The sequence below is a fragment of the Methyloceanibacter stevinii genome, from assembly GCF_001723355.1.
Classification (GTDB): domain Bacteria; phylum Pseudomonadota; class Alphaproteobacteria; order Rhizobiales; family Methyloligellaceae; genus Methyloceanibacter; species Methyloceanibacter stevinii.
On the sequence record NZ_LPWE01000005.1, the window covers coordinates 64,187 to 79,278 of the forward strand.

A 15,092-nucleotide genomic window follows, 5' to 3' on the forward strand; every position below is an offset into this window, starting at 1 on the left:
GGGCGCTCCCCTGATAACTGTTTGAACTAGGCCCTTTGGTCTAATCGCCGAGGGTAAAGTAGCGCGTCACCCCAATTCGACCCACGTGCATATCGTTGTCGAAGTAGCCGTTGGATTGATAAGTGTCCTGATAGCTGTACGACTGCGTCTGGGCACTCTTCGACGAACTCTGGTAGGTGTAGCTGTCGCAGCACGAGCCGCCTTCGACGGAGCTAGAGGAGCCCTTGGATCGGGAGCTGTTGGTCAACCGAGCGCTCTTTGAGAACCTCTCCTTGCCGAAGTTCGTGTAGCGATACTCTGCCCGAAGCGTCCATTTCGAGGAGAGTCTTTGTTCGAGGCCGCCGCCCACCGTAATGCCGTGAGATCCGAAGTCTGAGATCTGGCCGTAGCCGACGCTAAAGGGGAGATCTTCGACATTGAAGTGTCCGTAGGACCATCCAGCCAGTCCGTAGACAAGCGTATTCGGCGTTGCGAGGTAACCGGCCCTGCCGATGACCGATACCATCCAGTCGAGTTCGAGCTTGTTATGTTCGTCGTATGTATAGGTCTGATTTTCGGAGTCAGTCTCGGTACTCTTTGATTGACCGGTGTCTCCGTCGCTTGAGCTGGACGACGACGACCCTCTTCCGGTGGTCCGCCTGCTTCTTTTCTCCTCCGGAATTGTCGACTGGAACAGCATTTGGCTCAGGCCCCCTTCCACTTGGATGCCGGCCACAACGCGCGGCGTAACGTGCATGCTCGCGCCGAGATAGATATCCGCGAGCGCGCCGTTGTTCCATTCGGTTCCGGCGCTTCGACCAGACACGTACTCGGTAGTGTCTTGGATGCTACGACTCAGATCGGTATTCGAATTGGTCGAACCGTCGGACCTATTGCTGCTGGTGCTGTCCCATTCCTGCGTGGACCGCGATTGATGCCGGTTCCAGTATCTTGAACTAGAGCCGGTCCCGCCGAAGCCCACGGATGCCCCCCAGTACAGCCCCGACCAGTCGTTTTCGCGTTTAGGCTCCATGTCATTCGCAGGAGAGGATACGCGCATTGGGCTTTGTTCTGAGCCTGTGCCTGCGAGGGAAGCCATGACGAGAGCCGTCTCAGGCGGTCCCGAGGAATCGCGATCTACGGTTTCCGCCTCAAGCTGCTTCAGCCTCGCTTCGAGCACTTTGACCCGTTGCTCCAAAGGTGCGAGCGCGTTCACCCGCGCTTCAAGCGCGGCTATAGATTCTTGAAGTTTTGAGATGGACGGTGAGCCGCTGGCCAATCCGACCGATGGAACTGCGCAGGCCGCGGCAACCCCAACTGAAAGTAATAGCGCGCGTGCCATGTGAGCACCGCCCTGAAAACGCTGCAACATACTACCCCCAAGTAGCTTTCTGGACTGCCGGAGCCATCGAGTGATGGACCCATCGACACTTTCTAGGGGGCTAGCTTAGCAGCAAAAATACAATCCAGGGTAGTCGTTGGAGTACTAGTGTGCCGTCCAGCCGCCGTCGGCGGAGAGGGTGGTGCCGGTGATCGAGGTGGCCGCGTCCGAGGTGAGGAAGAGCGCGATGCCGCCCAGTTCCTCGACGGTCGCGAAGCGCTTGTTGGGCTGGCCTGCAAGGAGAACGTTGCGGATGACGTCTTCGCGCGGGATGCCGTGGGCTGCCGCCTGTTCGCCGATCTGCTTCTCGACGAGCGGCGTGTAAACGTAACCGGGGCAGATGGCGTTGCAGGTGATGCCCTTTTCAGCCGCTTCCAGGGCCGTGACCTTCGTCAAGCCAACCATGCCGTGCTTGGCCGCCACATAGGCGGATTTGAACGGCGAGGCGATGAGGCCATGGGCCGAGGCGACATTGATGATCCGGCCCCAGCCCTTCTCGACCATGCCCGGCAGCGCGAGCCGGGTGGTATGGAAGGCCGAGCTCAGGTTGATCGCGAGGATCGCGTCCCATTTGGCCACCGGGAACGTCTCGAGCGGCTCGACGTGCTGGATGCCCGCGTTGTTGACCAGAACATCAATCGCGCCGAATTCGCCGAGGATGAACTTGAACATCTCTTCGATGTCCTCGGGCTTGGACATATCCGCGCCGGAATAGGTCACGGGCACCCCAAATTCTTCGGCGATCGCGTTCTGCTCCGCGTCGATTGCGTCGGGGTCGCCGAACCCGTTGAGGACCACGGCGGAACCGGCGGCCGCGAGCGCACGGGCAATGCCAAGACCGATACCGCTGGTCGAGCCGGTGACGAGGGAGACTTTGTCTTTCAGGCTTTGGGTTGCGGCCGTGCCTTGCTCGGGGGTCATGAGATCCATCGTCCTTGCGTCCTTCGCTGTCCAGTACCGGTCACGGCCGGGCGGGGCCGATGCCGGATACAGGTTAGCGTGCACAGGCTATTGGAACTATGACGCAAGCCGTCACACGTGGAAGCCCCGTGCGCGGCGTCCGGAGAGACTGCCGAAGCCCGTCGGGGGCCTGTCTTGCCGGACGTCTAGCTGCCGGTACGGTCGCCGCCGCCCTGCTGCTCGGTCAGCATGCGGTCGCGCTGCATTTCCAGCCACATGGCGTTCACGACCGCGAACATCGCGGCCAAGGGCAGCCCGAGAAGCCAAGCGAAATACCACATCGTGTCGGGCTCCTTTCTTAGTAAACGGAGTCGGAGGAACCGGTCACCTCCGCCTCGGTCACCTTGCCCCACAGGACCTTGTAGACCCAGGCCGTGTAGGCGAGGACGATCGGCATGAAGATGACCGTCGCGATCAGCATGATGAACAGCGTGTTGTGGGACGACGATGCATCCCAGACGGTCAGCGAGGAATTCGGATCGAACGACGAGGGCAGGATGAAGGGGAACATCGTCAGTCCGACGGACGAGATGGCGCCGAAGATGCCGAGCTGCGACCACAGCAGCGTGGAGACTTCGTGGTCCGAGCGCAGATCCCTGACGGCCATGATCATGCCGGCGAAGCCCAGGATCGGTGCGATCACGATCCACGGCCGGTCGGCATAGGCCGTCAGCCATGTGCTGGTGCGCGTCACCTCGGAAAAGAGGCGGGTTGGACGGCCCGTCGGCGACCTCTCCCACGATGGCGTAGCCTGGAAGCCGAAGGCGAGCCACAGGCCGGCCAAGGCAAAGCCGGCGATTGTCACCATGCCCGCTACCGATCCGATGGAGCGTGCCCGCGCGGCCACGGGGTCCTCGGCCTTCAGGGCAAGCCAGGCTGCGCCATGGGTCAGCAGCATGGCCACGGACACGATGCCGGTCAGAAGCGCAAAGGGGTTGAGCAGGTCGAGGAATTTCCAAAGATAGGAGCTGCCCTCGTAATAGGAGACCAGTTCCGGCGACAGCCTGAAGGGCACACCTTCGAGGACGTTTCCGACCGCGACACCGAAGATGAGAGCAGGGACCGCGCCGCCGACGAACAGCGCCCAGTCCCAGGTGCTGCGCCAGGCCTGTCCGTCACGCTTGGAGCGATATTTGAACGCGACGGGTCTCAAGATGAGTGCCGCGAGCACGGCGAACATCGCCAGATAAAAGCCGGAGAAGCTGACCGCGTAGACGAGCGGCCACGCCGCGAAGATCGCGCCGCCGCCAAGAATGAACCAGACTTGGTTGCCTTCCCAGACAGGGCCCACCGTGTTGATGGCGATGCGGCGCTCGATGTCGGTCTTCGCCACGAAGGGGAGAAGTGCGCCAACGCCCATGTCGAAGCCGTCCGTCATCGCGAACCCGATGAGGAGAACGCCCAGAAGCACCCACCAAATGACGCGAAGAACGTCGTATGTGATCAAGTCGGCAAGGATCATGACATTTACTCCGCGGGGGCCGGGGCGGCGAGAGCGCCCTCATCCATTGCACCCAGCCGGCGCTCATGCTGCGCCTGCCAGGCTTCGGTTTCCTCGACGTCCTGGAACGGCCCTTTCCGGATGTATTTGATCATCAGGGCCATCTCGATGATGAAGAGGATCGAGTAGAAAGTGACGAATCCGGCCAAGGTGATGAGCAGATCCTGCACCGAGAGCTGGCTTGCGGACAGCGCTGTCGGCAGCACCCCATCGACCGTCCAGGGCTGGCGGCCGAACTCGGCAACGAACCAGCCCATCTCGGCCGCGATCCAAGGGGCTGGGATGAGGAACACCGCGAAGATCAAGGCCCAACGCGGATAGCGCTCGCCGCCGAAGCTCGACTTCCAGAAGAAGTAGGCCATGAAGGCGATGAACAGGAAGCCGAGGCCCACCATGATGCGGAACGCCCAGAACAGCGGCGCGACCCCGGGGATCGTGTCGTTGGCGGCTTTCGCGATCTGCTCCGGCGTGGCTTTGGCCGGATCGTCCACATAGCGCTTCAGCAGGAGTGCAAAACCGAGATTGTCGGAATTGTCCTCGAACGCCTTGCGAAGTTCCGGCGCGATCGTCACGGCGGAGGGGTCTCTATCCGGTCGAATACCGCTTGCCCGGGCCGCCTCTCGTTCGGCGCGGATTTGCATCAGCGCGTCGTAGGCCACGACGCCGCTTTCGATGCGCTTTTGCGCTTCGGCGACGAGTTCCTCGATGCCGGGAATCGGGTCGGTCAGGGAGCGCGTGCCGATAATGCCCATGACCCAGGGAATGTGGACGGCGTAGTGCGTCTCGCGAGCTTCCTGATCGGGGAAGCCGATCAGCGTGAAGGAGGCCGGCGGCTTCTCCGTCTTCCACATGGCCTCGATCGCGGCGAGCTTCATTTTCTGGGTGTGGCTGGCCGTGTAGCCCGATTCATCGCCAAGTACGACGACGGACAGCGCTGAGGCGAGGCCGAACGCGGCTGCGACCGATATCGATCGGCGCGCCAGTTCCACATGGCGGTCCTTGAGCAGGTACCAAGCCGAGACGCCAAGGACGAAGACCGAAGCGGTGACATAGCCGGCCGAAACAGTGTGTACGAACTTGGCCTGTGCGACGGGGTTGAACAGGACGTCGTAGAACGACGTCATTTCCATCCGCATCGTGTCCGGATTGAAGACGGAGCCGACGGGGTTCTGCATCCAGCCATTGGCGATCAGGATCCAGAGCGCGGAAAGGTTCGACCCGAGCGCCACGAGCCAAGTCACCGTGAGGTGGCCGACTTTCGAAAGCTTGTCCCAGCCGAAGAAGAAAAGGCCTACGAAGGTCGCCTCGAGGAAGAAGGCCATAAGGCCCTCGACGGCGAGCGGCGCTCCGAAAATGTCGCCGACATAGTGGCTGTAGTAGCTCCAGTTCATGCCGAACTGGAATTCCATGGTGATGCCCGTCGCGACGCCCAAAACGAAGTTGATGCCGAACAGGGTGCCCCAGAACTTGGTCATCTGCCGCCAGATCGGCCGGCCGGTCATGACATAGACCGTTTCCATGATCGCGATGATGATCGACAGACCCAACGTCAGCGGGACGAAGAGAAAGTGATACATCGCGGTCATCGCGAATTGCAGTCGCGATAGTTCGACGACACCGAGTTCCATGACAAACGGTCTCCCAGCCTTTGGTGCGCACTTCTCAGCTCCGAGACCTTACAGCCACGGCGCGCGGGACGCTCTTAACACCCTGTCACAGGGACACTGTGACATACCTCAAATGCGGGGAGAAACAGTCAGGGCACACCGGTGCCCGAAGACGGGGTGCCCAGCCCCCCGATGAAGCGCCGCCACAATAGCAGCATCCGGCAGCGCCCGGCGAATGCCAATAAGTACGAGGTGTGAACTTTCATCGTCGAGCCCTTCGGTGGGCTCGTCGAGCAGCAGCAGGCGGGGGCGTTTCAGCACGGCGCGCGCGAGGCATAGTCTCCTGGCTTGCCCGCCGGAGAGACCGGCGCCGCTCTCGCCGAGTTGTGTATCCAACCCACCGCGCGCGCGAACGTGTGCTGGAGATCCGCCGCCGCCAAGGCCGCCCACATCTCGTCGTCGGTCGCGTCGGCGGCCAGGGCCAAATTCTCGCGGACCGTGCCGCGCAGAAGTGCGCTGCGTTGGGGGACCATGGTGACAACCTCCCGGAACGCCGTCTCTTCCCAATCGGACGGCGGCTTTCCGAGAACGGCGATTTCCCCGCCGCCGTCCTGCGGGTCCGTCGCCAGGAGCCCGGCGATCTGCAGCAGGAGTGTCGTCTTGCCGATGCCACTCGCGCCCGTGAGAGCGGCGGCGTCGCCGCGCGCAGGTCGAGGCTGAAATCGGGGCGCCGAATGGTGAGCACGGCCGGCTCATCTCCACGCGTGGGAGCCGGCGCTGGCTGGCGGGCGCTGCTTGTAGGAATCGCGGTGCGTAAAGGCTGGGCCGCATCGAAGCCGCCGATACGCTGCGCGGCGCCCGCCATGCGCCCGAGTTCGGCGAAGCCGCGCCGCAACGGCAGGACCGTCTCCGCGAGGGCCAATGCCACGAACACGCCGATGGCGGCGACGGCGGCACCTGTGCCATTTTCCGTCACCAGCCAGCCGCCGATCGCAAGCGCCGCCCCGGCGACGAGCGTGACGAGAACGCTCAAGCGGAACGCGGCGGCGCGCTCCGCCTCGTCGAGTTGCTTCGCAGCTTGCCGGAGCCTTCCGTCCGTCGTCAGCAGCACGTCTTCCCGTGCGCCGATGCGGCCCCGCAGGATCAGAGCTTCGCGGTCCCGGATCGTGTCAATCAGCCCACGCCGCAGGCCTTGGGCCTCTATCTCGGCTGTGTGCGATGGGTGCAGGCCCTCGCGACCGAGGTGCCACAGGATCAGCGCGGCGAACGGCACATAGCCGATGAGGATGGCCCAGGCCATAGGCCACCCGACGAGCCACCCCAGGACCCAGAACACGGCGACATGAGCCAGCAGTGCCGCCGTGACCGGGAGCAACAGGCGCAAGGCAAGCCCGTCCAGCGCATCCACGTCGGCGACGATGCGCGTCAGAACGCCTTCGCTGCGCAATTGCATGAGGCCGCGCGCGTCCCGCGTCGCCTCCTGTTCCAGTAGTCGTACGCGGAGCTTTGCCAGCGCGCGCAAGGTCGCGTCGTGGGTGAGGAGTCTTTCTCCATAGCGCGCAGCGGCGCGGCCGAGCGCCAGGAAGCGGACGCCCGCCGAGGGACGGAAGAAGTCGAAGGCGATGCCGATGCCGGCGATGCCAGCAAGGCCCGACGCGTGATGAACCAGCCCGACAGGCCAAGCAGGGCCGCGCCCATGAGCAGCACCGTGATCGACAGCAGGGCACCGCGGGCCATGGCCCAGGGCGCCGCGCTCAGCAGGAAGCGCAGGACATGGGCGAGCGCTTTCATCGGGCTCCCTCGGACGCGAGAGGTGCATGCACGAGCGGCAAATGCACTTGGCGGTCCATGGCGGCGGCCAGCGCCGGATCGTGGGTCGCAACAATAAGTGTGCGGCCTTGGTCTTTCAGCCGGCCCAGTGCCTCGATGACGCGCTTCGCGGTATCCGCATCGAGATCGGCCGTCGGTTCGTCTGCGAGAATGACGTCGCTCTCGTCGAGAGCCGCGCGTGCGATCATCAGGCGCCGCGCCTCGCCGCCCGACACGCCGCCGCCGGTCTCGCCAAGCGTCGTCGCGAGGCCGTGTGGCAATCGTTCGACGACGTCGCGTGCGCCGGCGATGTCGAGCGCGGGGGCAGGGTCGCGTCCCGTATCGTCCGGGTCGAGCCAAGCGGCAAGCGTCTCGTCGGGAAAATGGGGCCGCTGAGGGATCAGAGACAACCGCGCACGCCAGGCGTCGGCCGTCTCGGCTCCCAGCGCGTGCCCGCAGACCGTGATGGCGCCTGAACTCAGCGGTGCGAGCCCGGCAATGCTTGCGAGCGCCGTCGTCTTGCCGGACCCGCTGGGACCGGTCAGCGCAACCGACTCTCCGGCTTTGAACTCCAGGTCGGGGAGGGGAAGCGCACGGCCCGGCAAAGACGCGACCGCTTTCGACAGCGCGACGGACGCCGGCCCCTCGATAGGCGCGGCGCGCGTGCCCGTGCCCACCAAAGCCACGCGTTCCGCTTCATCGAGCGCGTCGAGGTCGGCGACGACCGCGAAGCCTGCCGCCCGATCGTGCCAGGCGGCGGCGAGGTCGCGCATGGGTTGGAAGAATTCGGGCGCGATCAGCAGCAGAAATATCCCTTCCCGCAAGCTGAGCGGCGTGCCCCAAGTGCCGAAATTGAGCTCGCCGAGGAGGGAAAAGCCGACGAAAACGGCCATCATCGCGACGCCGATGGCCGCGAATAGTTCGAGCACGGTCGAGGACAGGAAGGCGATGCGCAGCACCGCCATGCTCTTCTCGCGCAGGCTCTCGGCCCGCGTCTCGAAATCGCGCGCGGCCCGTTGCGTAGCGCCCAACAAGCGGATGTCGAGCATGGCCGACAGCCGCTCCATCAGCATGTCGTTCATGGTGCCGATCTCACGCATCTGCTGGCGCGACGCATCCTCCGCCGCCATGCCGACTAGCGCCATGAAGATCGGGATCAGCGGTCCCGAAATCAGAAGGATCAGGCCCGCGGCCCAGGACACGGTGAAGGCGAGCGCCGCGAGCGCCAGCGGCAGGATCGCCGTGCGCATCATGGCGACGTGGTAGCGCGTCACCCATGCCTGAAGCAGCGGCAGTTTCTGTACGGCGAGGGCTGCGATCTCGGCCGATCCCGCCTCGGAAGGGTTGCGCGCCTCGCGCCGGATCAGGATCTCGCGCTCGCGGGCGATGGTGCGGTCGGCGGCGTCGAACAGAAGACGGCCGGAGAGCCGGTCAAGCGCCGCCCGTATGACGCCCAGTACGACAAAACCCGCGATCGCGAGCAGCGTATTGTCCGCCATACTCGCGTCCGCGCCCGTGCTCGCGACCCAGACCGAGATGATCCAGGCGATCAGCGCGGCTTGAAGCGGCCAGATGAGCCCCGCGGCCACGGCGAGCAAGGCGGCACGGCGCAGCGTATCGCGAACGGGCGCAATGATCCGGGCTTGCGCGCGGCGCCGGCTGTCGTCGTGCTCCGTGCTGTCTTCCATCACGTCTCTATTATGCCACTCAACGGACCGCCCGCCGGGCGTTGGGCCTGGGGACCGGCCGCGGGAGAGGTTTTGCCATAGCAGATTGATCTATGGGGATCCGATCTGCTTTCCGGCTCCGGTTCGCATGCTAAGGTCGGCCTCCCTTTTTCGTCATGGAGCGATCGATGCTTGCCAGATTCCTGCTCACACTTCTTCTATTTGGGGCCACTCCGGCCATGGCGCAGGCCCCTGAGGGCCCGTATCTCCCCGATCTGATGAAGGAGCAGCCAGCCTATCTCACGGCCTGGAAAGAGATGGTCGCGGGCGAAAAGCTGCCGGCATGGGTCGACACGTTCACCAAGACTCAAGGAGCGGTCGCCACGCCGGTGAAGACGATTCCGGTGGCGGGGCAGCCTCATACGCTCGGCTGGATCTGCAAACCGCACGATTGCGGCGGCAACGAAGTCTATGTGCTGTTCGCGCCCGAAGCGCGCCAGGCGTGGGGCCTTATGATCAGCGACGACAAGCGCCGCTGGCTCGGCAATCCGGACGCGGCCGTTCAAGCCGCGATCGAGAGCGGCGTCCAGTAGCTCACGCCTCGCGCGCCGGGTTGAGCCGGATCACGGCGGCCTCTTTTGCCGGGATCGACATCTTCACACCGAACTGCCGTTCCGCCGTCTTGAAGGCAGGTCGGCCGACCAAACGTCGACGATGTCCTTGACGATGGCGAGGCCAAGCCCCGTGCCGGGCACGGAGGTATCGAGGCGCGCACCACGCGTCAGCATTCTGTCCCACTGCTCCGCAGGGATTCCGGGCCCGTCGTCGCTCACGACGATGCTGGTCGTGTCCGCGTCGCGCCGCGCGGCGATCGCGACCGTGGATTTGGCATGGCGCACGGCGTTCTCGGTCAGGTTTCCGATGGCTTCGGACAGATCGTCGGGATCGATCCGCGCGACAATCTCGGACGGAAGATCGAGCTTCCACTTGAGCCGGCGGCCTTCGGGGGTCCGCTGCATGACGCGCGCCACGCGCGCGGCGACCTCGCCGACATCGGCGGCGACGTTCGGATTGGGCGATGCGATGCGCGCCCGCGAAAGCTGATGGTCCGCGTGGCGCTGCAGCGCCTGGACGATCTCCTCGATCTCTGCGGCGACTTCGAACTCGCCCTTGCGCTTCAACTGATCCGCGTCGCTCAGAAGCACCTGTAGCGGCGTTTTCAAGCCGTGCGCGAGATCGGCGGCGCGCAGTCGCGCCCGCTCGACCTGCTGGTCGCGGGCGTCAAGCAGCGCGTCGACTTCCGACGCAAGCGGCTGGACTTCGTCTGGAAAGCCGCCGCCCAGGCGTCCGCGCGTGCCGGTTCGAATGGCGCCGAGTTTCTGCTGCATGGTGGCGAGCGGCCTCAAGCCGACGCGAACCTGGAACCAGGACGCGAGAACGAGCAGGACGCCGATAAAAAGAAGAAACGGTGCGAGCACCGAGGCGAATCGGTACACGGCCGCGGAGACCTCGGCCGCATCGACGGCGACGGCGGCCTGCGCCGTGGCCCCGCCGAGACGGTCGGAGAGCGCGACGCGGCGCTGGAGCAGATAGAGTTGGCTCCCGTCCGGCCCCGGCACGCGGTAATGATGCGCCTCGTCGTCGATGTCCCCGTCGGCCGGCAGATCGATCTCGAAGTCCCAGAGCGATCGCGAACGCAGGACGGGTCCGTCCGGTACGACCACGACCTGCCAGTACCGGCCCGACAAGGGCTGTTCGAAGCGTGGATCGGCCGGGGGCGCGGTCACGGTGAACGTGCCGGCGGCATCCTTGTCGATACCGGCGATTACCTGATCGAGATAGCCGTCGAGTTCGCCATCCACCCATCGCTCGACGTGATCCCGGAACAGAAATGTCAGGCCGCCGGCCGCGAGCGCCAGGGCCGTGAGCACGAAGCCGACGGCACCGAGGAGCAGCCGAAACCGCAAGGACGAGAAGCTCATGCGCTCTCTCCGTTGGCGACGGAGTAGCCGAACCCGCGCCGGGTCTCGATGGCGCCCGCGCCGAGCTTCTTGCGCAGACGGGTGATGACTGCCTCCAAGGCGTTGGCGTCGCGCGAATCGTCGTCGCCGTAGAGATGCTCGAGGAGTTCGCCCGCCGGAATGACGCGGCCCTTGTGGTGCATCAGATAAGCCATCAAGCGGTATTCGAGCGGGGACACCTGCACCTGAACCCCGTCCACGGCGAGGTGCATCTGCTTGGTGTCGAGCCGCATGTTCCCGGCTTCGAGTATAGGGGTTCCGTGGCCAGCTGCGCGCCGGATCAGAGCACGCACGCGCGCCACGAGTTCCTCCATGCGGAAGGGTTTGGCGAGGTAGTCGTCGGCGCCGGCGTCGATGCCCTCAACCCGTTCGGGCCATGCGCCGCGGGCGGTGAGCACCAGCACGGGCACCTGGCGCCCGGCGGCGCGCCAGCGTTTCAGCACGACCAGCCCATCCATCTTCGGCAAGCCCAGATCGAGGATGATGAGATCGTATGCCTCGGTTTCGCCCCGGAACCAGGCGTCCTCGCCGTCGGTGGCCAAGTCGCAGCCATAGCCCGCGGCCGAAAGGGTCCGCGCGATCTCCGAGCGGATGCGGGCGTCGTCCTCCACGATCAGTATTCGCATTAGTCGTCGTCCTCGATATCGAGGATCTTTCCGGTCGGCGCATCGACTTCGATTTCCCTGACCTTGCCGTCCGTCCCCAGGATCTTGAGCTCGTAGACATAGGCGCCGTCGTCGAGCTCGAGCTCGACTTCGAGCAGATCGCCCGATGCCTTGTCTCCGGCGCGTTCGAGGATTTCGGCGAGCGGCAGGACACGGCCTTCTTTCACAAGGCGCCGTGCCTCCTGGTGGCCGACATCGTCACCGCCATAGGCGGCTCCGGCGGCTATGGCCGCAGTGCAAGCCAGCGCCATAGCGGCAAGCCAAGCGCGGCGATGGAAGAGGGGTCCGGACATAAAAGAGAATGTGGGTGGGAATGGCTGACATTTCACTGACATGGCGGGTCAGGGCGCCGTCAGAGGGGTTCTGGCAGGTTCGGCGCAGGCAACAGAACACCGAAAAAACTGAGGAGCAAAACCATGAAGAAGTATGCCACCACCGCCGTGCTCGGACTGTCGATGCTGATCGCCGTTCCCACCCTCGCCTTGGCCGATCGGGACGCCAATCGCCTGAATGTGCCCCGGGATCAGTGGCTGGCGCCCTCCGAGATTGCCGATCGTCTCTCTTCGAAGGGCTACAAGGTCACTGAGATCGAGGCGGACGACGGCGCCTACGAGGCCGACGTCGTCAAGAACGGCACGCGCATGGAGGTCCATGTGCATCCGGCCACCGGCGAGATCCTCGTGGGCTACGACCGCGACTAGTAGCGTAGGGATATCGCGCGGCGAAATCGGCCGCGATGTCTCGGCATCCCAAGTGCCGGCTGTGATTTTCATGGCCGCCCCGCTCCGAGCCCTTGGAGAGCTCGGGGCGGGTTCTTGTTTGCTTCACCGGTCAGACGCGGGCGAGAGCTTTCGCAAAAGTCCGCGTTCTGTTTTTTCTGACGAGACGCTACCAATCGAGCTGCGCGCGGCGTAGCTCGACCGCGCTGACGTCGGGATCACCGGTGATCGCCGTGTCCTGATTGATGCCGTTGTAGTCGACATTGATCCGTCCACGTACTTTGAACTTGAACTTTCCGTCGTTGCTGGAGAGCTCCGGCGCGCCTTTCCATTTGACCTTCAGGTCGAGAGGCTCGCCGGCCGCGCCACGGTTCGACGAACGCGCCGCGGCGGCTTGGGCCTTGGCCTCGTGGACCTGGCGTTTCAGCTCTTGCAGCTGCACCTCCATGGCCCGCATCTGCGCTTCCAGCTCGTCGACATCGGCAGCCTTGGCCGCCGGTGCGTCTGCGATTGAGACAGCAAGCACAGCGATGCTTGCGAGCAGACAGAGTCCACCCTTGTGCAGTTTCCGGTTCATTGAAAAAGCCCCCGCTTTTTACTAGACGCCGACGTTCGGTTTTCGGCGTGCCAAGATTTCCGTGTGTTCCTAGTCGTCCCTCATGTCGTGCCCGATGCGGGCGAACTCTTCTTGGATGGCTTGATTGGATCGCGCGTCGGCGCGCCGGTACGCGTCAACGACCGTGCGGCCGAAGTCGGTAACTCGTGCGCCACCCCCGCCTGAGCCGCCGGGTGAGGTGTTCACGAGCGTCTTGCCGAACATCTCGTTGAGCGCACTGACGAGGAGCCATGCCCGCCGGTAGGACATGCCCAGCTCCCGCCCTGCGGCAGAGATGGAGCCGACGCGCTCGATTGTCTCGAGCAGATCTACTTTTCCGGGCCCCAGCACGAGCCCGGGCCGCACCATGATGCGGAGCCGGGGAAAAGGACGCGGTTGAGCCTTGTCCCGGCCAGACGATGGCCGCGCGCGAGTTGCGTCACCCTTCTTCTTCACCGGCCTCGGATTCATCGCGGTCGCCTCGCTCGACGCTCATGAGAGCTGCTGCATCCGCTATATCCGATCAGATATCGCGGAGCCCAGTGCTGTGTTGGGCGACCTGACGGGCGGAAGAAGCAGACTGCGTGCGGCTCGCGCGCTCGTCGCTCGTGCAAATGCACGCAGGACGGCGTGGCCGCACATACTTCGAGGTATGCGGTCTTGGAAGGTGTGTCTCGCGGCGACCGCTTCGTGCCGAAGACCCGCAGGAGGCCGGCATGTTTCGCCACGACGCCTGCCACTAAGACGGGAACGATTTTTACCAAGCTCTTCGGATGGCCGGGCCTATCGCCCACAAACGGCCCTAGTTCGCGCTGCATACCATACAGACAAACCAAGAGGAGGCGCTGGATGACGTTCAAAGGTTCGAGATCGGCGATCGTGTTTTCCGTGCTCGCGTGTGTCGCGGGTGCGAGCCCGTCGGTGGCGTGGGCACAAGCCGGCAATATCTCCAAGGATATGGAGACGTATTGCGTCAACGACTACAAGAAATTCTGCGGCGATTACGGGCTGCAAACCTCGGCACTCAATCTTTGCATGAGGAAGGCGGGTCCGAGCTTGTCGCCGGCGTGCGTCAAAGCACTGGTCCGGGCTGGAAAGATTTCGCAAGCCGAGGTGGATCGCATTAAGTCACAGATGGGTCGTTAGAGGGTTTCAATGATGAACAAATTTGCTTGTTTCGCTATTACCGCCGCCCTTGGACTTGCCTGCAGCAATGCCTTTGCGGACGAAAGCTGCACCAAGATTACGGCCACGGGGCATCCGGCCTATCCGGTCATCGCGTTCAAGGACGGCGACAACATCGCCGGCGCGGCGCCCGAGCTGGTTGCGAAGATTGCCAAAACCCTCAAGGTGCCGCTCGAGTCGAAAGACATGGGCACCTGGGAAGAAGCGCAAGCTGCAACGCGCGACGGCAAGGCCGATCTCATCTTCGGCATCTACTACAACGATGAGCGCGCCGGTTATCTCGACTACGTCCAACCCGCGTTCATGTACGACGACGTGGCGGTCTTTGTGCTCAAGGGCAAGGAGTTCCCTTTCAAGGACAAGAACGATCTGGTCGGCAAGAAGGGTGTGACGAACAAGGGCGAGAGCTACGGCAACGAGTTCGATGCTTCATGAAGGACAAGCTCGACGTCACGCGCACGGACGGCATCGGTGAAGCGTTCGAAGCGCTTACGTCGGGAAAGGCCGACTATCTGATCGCGGGCTACTATCCCGGCACCGCCGAGGCGGCAAAGGACGGGTTGAAGGACAAGGTCGTCCCGCTCGACCAGGCATTGCTGACCGCCGAGATGTTTGTTGCCTTCTCCAAGAAGTCGCCGTGCCGGTCTTTGGCCTCAGGCTTCGGCGAGGGCATCACGAACCTGACCACGGACGGAAGCTTCGACGAGATGATCAAAGACGCCTCGTCAGCTTGGGACAAGGTTCAAGCAAAGAACTAGGGCGCAAGGCAAGGTGAGCTTGAGAGCGACGCCTTGCCTTTGCCCACGATCGGGTCGCAGCTCGATATTTCTGTCTGACTTCAGCGCAGCGCCCGCTCTTTGACCTGGAGCGGGCGCAAGCGCGCCAGGACAACGACGGTGCCCAGCGACAGACGACGCGGGTATCTCGCTTCGCTCCAACACTTTGGAGCGCGCCGCTGCGTCACTTCTTCCGATCAACGACAACACGCTTATTGGATCAGAAT

The 15,092-nt window shown here is 63.9% G+C and carries 18 protein-coding genes; 6 read left to right on the top strand and 12 right to left on the bottom strand.

The genetic code is table 11. The features are described 5' to 3' along the window. Window positions 1-40: 40 nt before the first annotated feature. From AUC70_RS03555 to AUC70_RS18730, 6 genes are all read right to left on the bottom strand, one after another. Complete coding sequence (locus AUC70_RS03555; protein ID WP_141701935.1) at window positions 41-1,351, bottom strand: outer membrane protein; 1,311 nt, start codon at window positions 1,349-1,351, stop codon at window positions 41-43. Between the two features lie 114 nt (window positions 1,352-1,465). Continuing rightward, window positions 1,466-2,290, bottom strand: a complete 825-nt coding sequence (locus AUC70_RS03560) for a 3-hydroxybutyrate dehydrogenase (protein ID WP_069443634.1) — start codon at window positions 2,288-2,290, stop codon at window positions 1,466-1,468. 176 nt (window positions 2,291-2,466) lie between these two features. Then, on the bottom strand, window positions 2,467-2,601 hold the full coding sequence (cydX, locus tag AUC70_RS03565) for a cytochrome bd-I oxidase subunit CydX (RefSeq protein ID WP_069443635.1): 135 nt from the start codon (window positions 2,599-2,601) through the stop codon (window positions 2,467-2,469). A gap of 17 nt (window positions 2,602-2,618) precedes the next feature. After that, on the bottom strand, window positions 2,619-3,782 hold the full coding sequence (gene cydB, locus AUC70_RS03570; protein ID WP_069443636.1) for a cytochrome d ubiquinol oxidase subunit II: 1,164 nt from the start codon (window positions 3,780-3,782) through the stop codon (window positions 2,619-2,621). Between the two features lie 5 nt (window positions 3,783-3,787). Next, window positions 3,788-5,449, bottom strand: a complete 1,662-nt coding sequence (locus tag AUC70_RS03575) for a cytochrome ubiquinol oxidase subunit I (RefSeq protein ID WP_069443637.1) — start codon at window positions 5,447-5,449, stop codon at window positions 3,788-3,790. Window positions 5,450-5,557: 108 nt separating this feature from the next. Further along, complete coding sequence (locus tag AUC70_RS18730) at window positions 5,558-6,394, bottom strand: ATP-binding cassette domain-containing protein (RefSeq protein ID WP_141701936.1); 837 nt, start codon at window positions 6,392-6,394, stop codon at window positions 5,558-5,560. Between the two features lie 112 nt (window positions 6,395-6,506). Between AUC70_RS18730 and AUC70_RS16655 the strand changes: the two genes are divergently transcribed. Further along, window positions 6,507-6,920, top strand: coding sequence for a hypothetical protein (locus AUC70_RS16655; protein WP_141701937.1), 414 nt, complete (start codon window positions 6,507-6,509; stop codon window positions 6,918-6,920). Window positions 6,921-7,215: 295 nt separating this feature from the next. Here AUC70_RS16655 and AUC70_RS03585 read toward each other — a convergent pair whose 3' ends face one another. Beyond that, window positions 7,216-8,925: an ABC transporter ATP-binding protein/permease gene (locus AUC70_RS03585; RefSeq protein ID WP_069443638.1), complete on the bottom strand. Its 1,710-nt coding sequence runs from the start codon at window positions 8,923-8,925 to the stop codon at window positions 7,216-7,218. Window positions 8,926-9,092: 167 nt separating this feature from the next. On the opposite strand from AUC70_RS03585, the gene AUC70_RS03590 reads away from it, so the two are divergent. Beyond that, on the top strand, window positions 9,093-9,497 hold the full coding sequence (locus AUC70_RS03590; protein WP_158007352.1) for an Ivy family c-type lysozyme inhibitor: 405 nt from the start codon (window positions 9,093-9,095) through the stop codon (window positions 9,495-9,497). A 63-nt stretch (window positions 9,498-9,560) separates the two neighbouring features. Here AUC70_RS03590 and AUC70_RS03595 read toward each other — a convergent pair whose 3' ends face one another. From AUC70_RS03595 to AUC70_RS03605, 3 genes are read right to left on the bottom strand one after another with little or no spacing between them, the layout of a single operon-like run. Beyond that, window positions 9,561-10,886: a sensor histidine kinase gene (locus AUC70_RS03595; RefSeq protein WP_069443640.1), complete on the bottom strand. Its 1,326-nt coding sequence runs from the start codon at window positions 10,884-10,886 to the stop codon at window positions 9,561-9,563. Next, window positions 10,883-11,551 (bottom strand): response regulator transcription factor, encoded by a 669-nt coding sequence (locus tag AUC70_RS03600; protein WP_069443641.1) that lies wholly within the window; start codon window positions 11,549-11,551, stop codon window positions 10,883-10,885. Before AUC70_RS03600 ends, AUC70_RS03595 begins: the two co-directional genes overlap by 4 nt. After that, complete coding sequence (locus AUC70_RS03605) at window positions 11,551-11,841, bottom strand: PepSY domain-containing protein (protein ID WP_069443642.1); 291 nt, start codon at window positions 11,839-11,841, stop codon at window positions 11,551-11,553. The genes AUC70_RS03600 and AUC70_RS03605 overlap by 1 nt, the downstream gene beginning before the upstream one ends. Before the next feature lie 165 nt (window positions 11,842-12,006). Between AUC70_RS03605 and AUC70_RS03610 the strand changes: the two genes are divergently transcribed. Next, window positions 12,007-12,291, top strand: a complete 285-nt coding sequence (locus tag AUC70_RS03610; RefSeq protein ID WP_069443643.1) for a PepSY domain-containing protein — start codon at window positions 12,007-12,009, stop codon at window positions 12,289-12,291. Window positions 12,292-12,478: 187 nt separating this feature from the next. Here the strand turns inward: AUC70_RS03610 and AUC70_RS03615 are convergent, their stop codons facing one another. Together AUC70_RS03615 and AUC70_RS03620 are read right to left on the bottom strand one after the other, a co-directional pair. Continuing rightward, a complete protein-coding gene (locus AUC70_RS03615; RefSeq protein ID WP_069443644.1) occupies window positions 12,479-12,886 on the bottom strand; it encodes a DUF3138 family protein in 408 nt (135 codons plus the stop codon). Window positions 12,887-12,955: 69 nt separating this feature from the next. Continuing rightward, entirely contained in the window at window positions 12,956-13,375 is a 420-nt protein-coding gene (locus tag AUC70_RS03620; protein WP_069443645.1) for a winged helix-turn-helix domain-containing protein, read from the bottom strand. Window positions 13,376-13,753: 378 nt separating this feature from the next. Here AUC70_RS03620 and AUC70_RS03625 point away from each other — a divergent pair, with 378 nt between their 5' ends. From AUC70_RS03625 to AUC70_RS03635, 3 genes are read left to right on the top strand one after another with little or no spacing between them, the layout of a single operon-like run. Further along, the gene (locus AUC70_RS03625; RefSeq protein WP_069443646.1) at window positions 13,754-14,050 is read left to right on the top strand and encodes a hypothetical protein; all 297 of its coding nucleotides are present in this window, start codon (window positions 13,754-13,756) and stop codon (window positions 14,048-14,050) included. A 9-nt stretch (window positions 14,051-14,059) separates the two neighbouring features. After that, window positions 14,060-14,524, top strand: coding sequence for a substrate-binding periplasmic protein (locus tag AUC70_RS03630; protein WP_083241224.1), 465 nt, complete (start codon window positions 14,060-14,062; stop codon window positions 14,522-14,524). Continuing rightward, a complete protein-coding gene (locus AUC70_RS03635) occupies window positions 14,521-14,847 on the top strand; it encodes a type 2 periplasmic-binding domain-containing protein (RefSeq protein WP_069443648.1) in 327 nt (108 codons plus the stop codon). The genes AUC70_RS03630 and AUC70_RS03635 overlap by 4 nt, the downstream gene beginning before the upstream one ends. The last annotated feature ends 245 nt before the right edge of the window (window positions 14,848-15,092 follow it).

Bases quoted from the DNA above. Each gene is read 5' to 3' on its own strand.
- AUC70_RS03610 (WP_069443643.1), top strand. From the start codon at position 12,007: ATGAAGAAGTATGCCACCACCGCCGTGCTCGGACTGTCGATGCTGATC.
- AUC70_RS03590 (WP_158007352.1), top strand. From the start codon at position 9,093: ATGCTTGCCAGATTCCTGCTCACACTTCTTCTATTTGGGGCCACTCCG.
- AUC70_RS03595 (WP_069443640.1), bottom strand. From the start codon at position 10,886: ATGAGCTTCTCGTCCTTGCGGTTTCGGCTGCTCCTCGGTGCCGTCGGC.
- AUC70_RS18730 (WP_141701936.1), bottom strand. From the start codon at position 6,394: ATGGCACAGGTGCCGCCGTCGCCGCCATCGGCGTGTTCGTGGCATTGG.
- AUC70_RS03555 (WP_141701935.1), bottom strand. From the start codon at position 1,351: ATGTTGCAGCGTTTTCAGGGCGGTGCTCACATGGCACGCGCGCTATTA.
- AUC70_RS03630 (WP_083241224.1), top strand. From the start codon at position 14,060: ATGATGAACAAATTTGCTTGTTTCGCTATTACCGCCGCCCTTGGACTT.
- AUC70_RS03605 (WP_069443642.1), bottom strand. From the start codon at position 11,841: ATGGCGCTGGCTTGCACTGCGGCCATAGCCGCCGGAGCCGCCTATGGC.
- AUC70_RS03585 (WP_069443638.1), bottom strand. From the start codon at position 8,925: ATGGAAGACAGCACGGAGCACGACGACAGCCGGCGCCGCGCGCAAGCC.
- cydB (WP_069443636.1), bottom strand. From the start codon at position 3,782: ATGATCCTTGCCGACTTGATCACATACGACGTTCTTCGCGTCATTTGG.
- AUC70_RS03615 (WP_069443644.1), bottom strand. From the start codon at position 12,886: ATGAACCGGAAACTGCACAAGGGTGGACTCTGTCTGCTCGCAAGCATC.
- AUC70_RS03625 (WP_069443646.1), top strand. From the start codon at position 13,754: ATGACGTTCAAAGGTTCGAGATCGGCGATCGTGTTTTCCGTGCTCGCG.
- AUC70_RS03635 (WP_069443648.1), top strand. From the start codon at position 14,521: ATGAAGGACAAGCTCGACGTCACGCGCACGGACGGCATCGGTGAAGCG.
- AUC70_RS03575 (WP_069443637.1), bottom strand. From the start codon at position 5,449: ATGGAACTCGGTGTCGTCGAACTATCGCGACTGCAATTCGCGATGACC.
- cydX (WP_069443635.1), bottom strand. From the start codon at position 2,601: ATGTGGTATTTCGCTTGGCTTCTCGGGCTGCCCTTGGCCGCGATGTTC.
- AUC70_RS03620 (WP_069443645.1), bottom strand. From the start codon at position 13,375: ATGAATCCGAGGCCGGTGAAGAAGAAGGGTGACGCAACTCGCGCGCGG.
- AUC70_RS03560 (WP_069443634.1), bottom strand. From the start codon at position 2,290: ATGGATCTCATGACCCCCGAGCAAGGCACGGCCGCAACCCAAAGCCTG.
- AUC70_RS03600 (WP_069443641.1), bottom strand. From the start codon at position 11,551: ATGCGAATACTGATCGTGGAGGACGACGCCCGCATCCGCTCGGAGATC.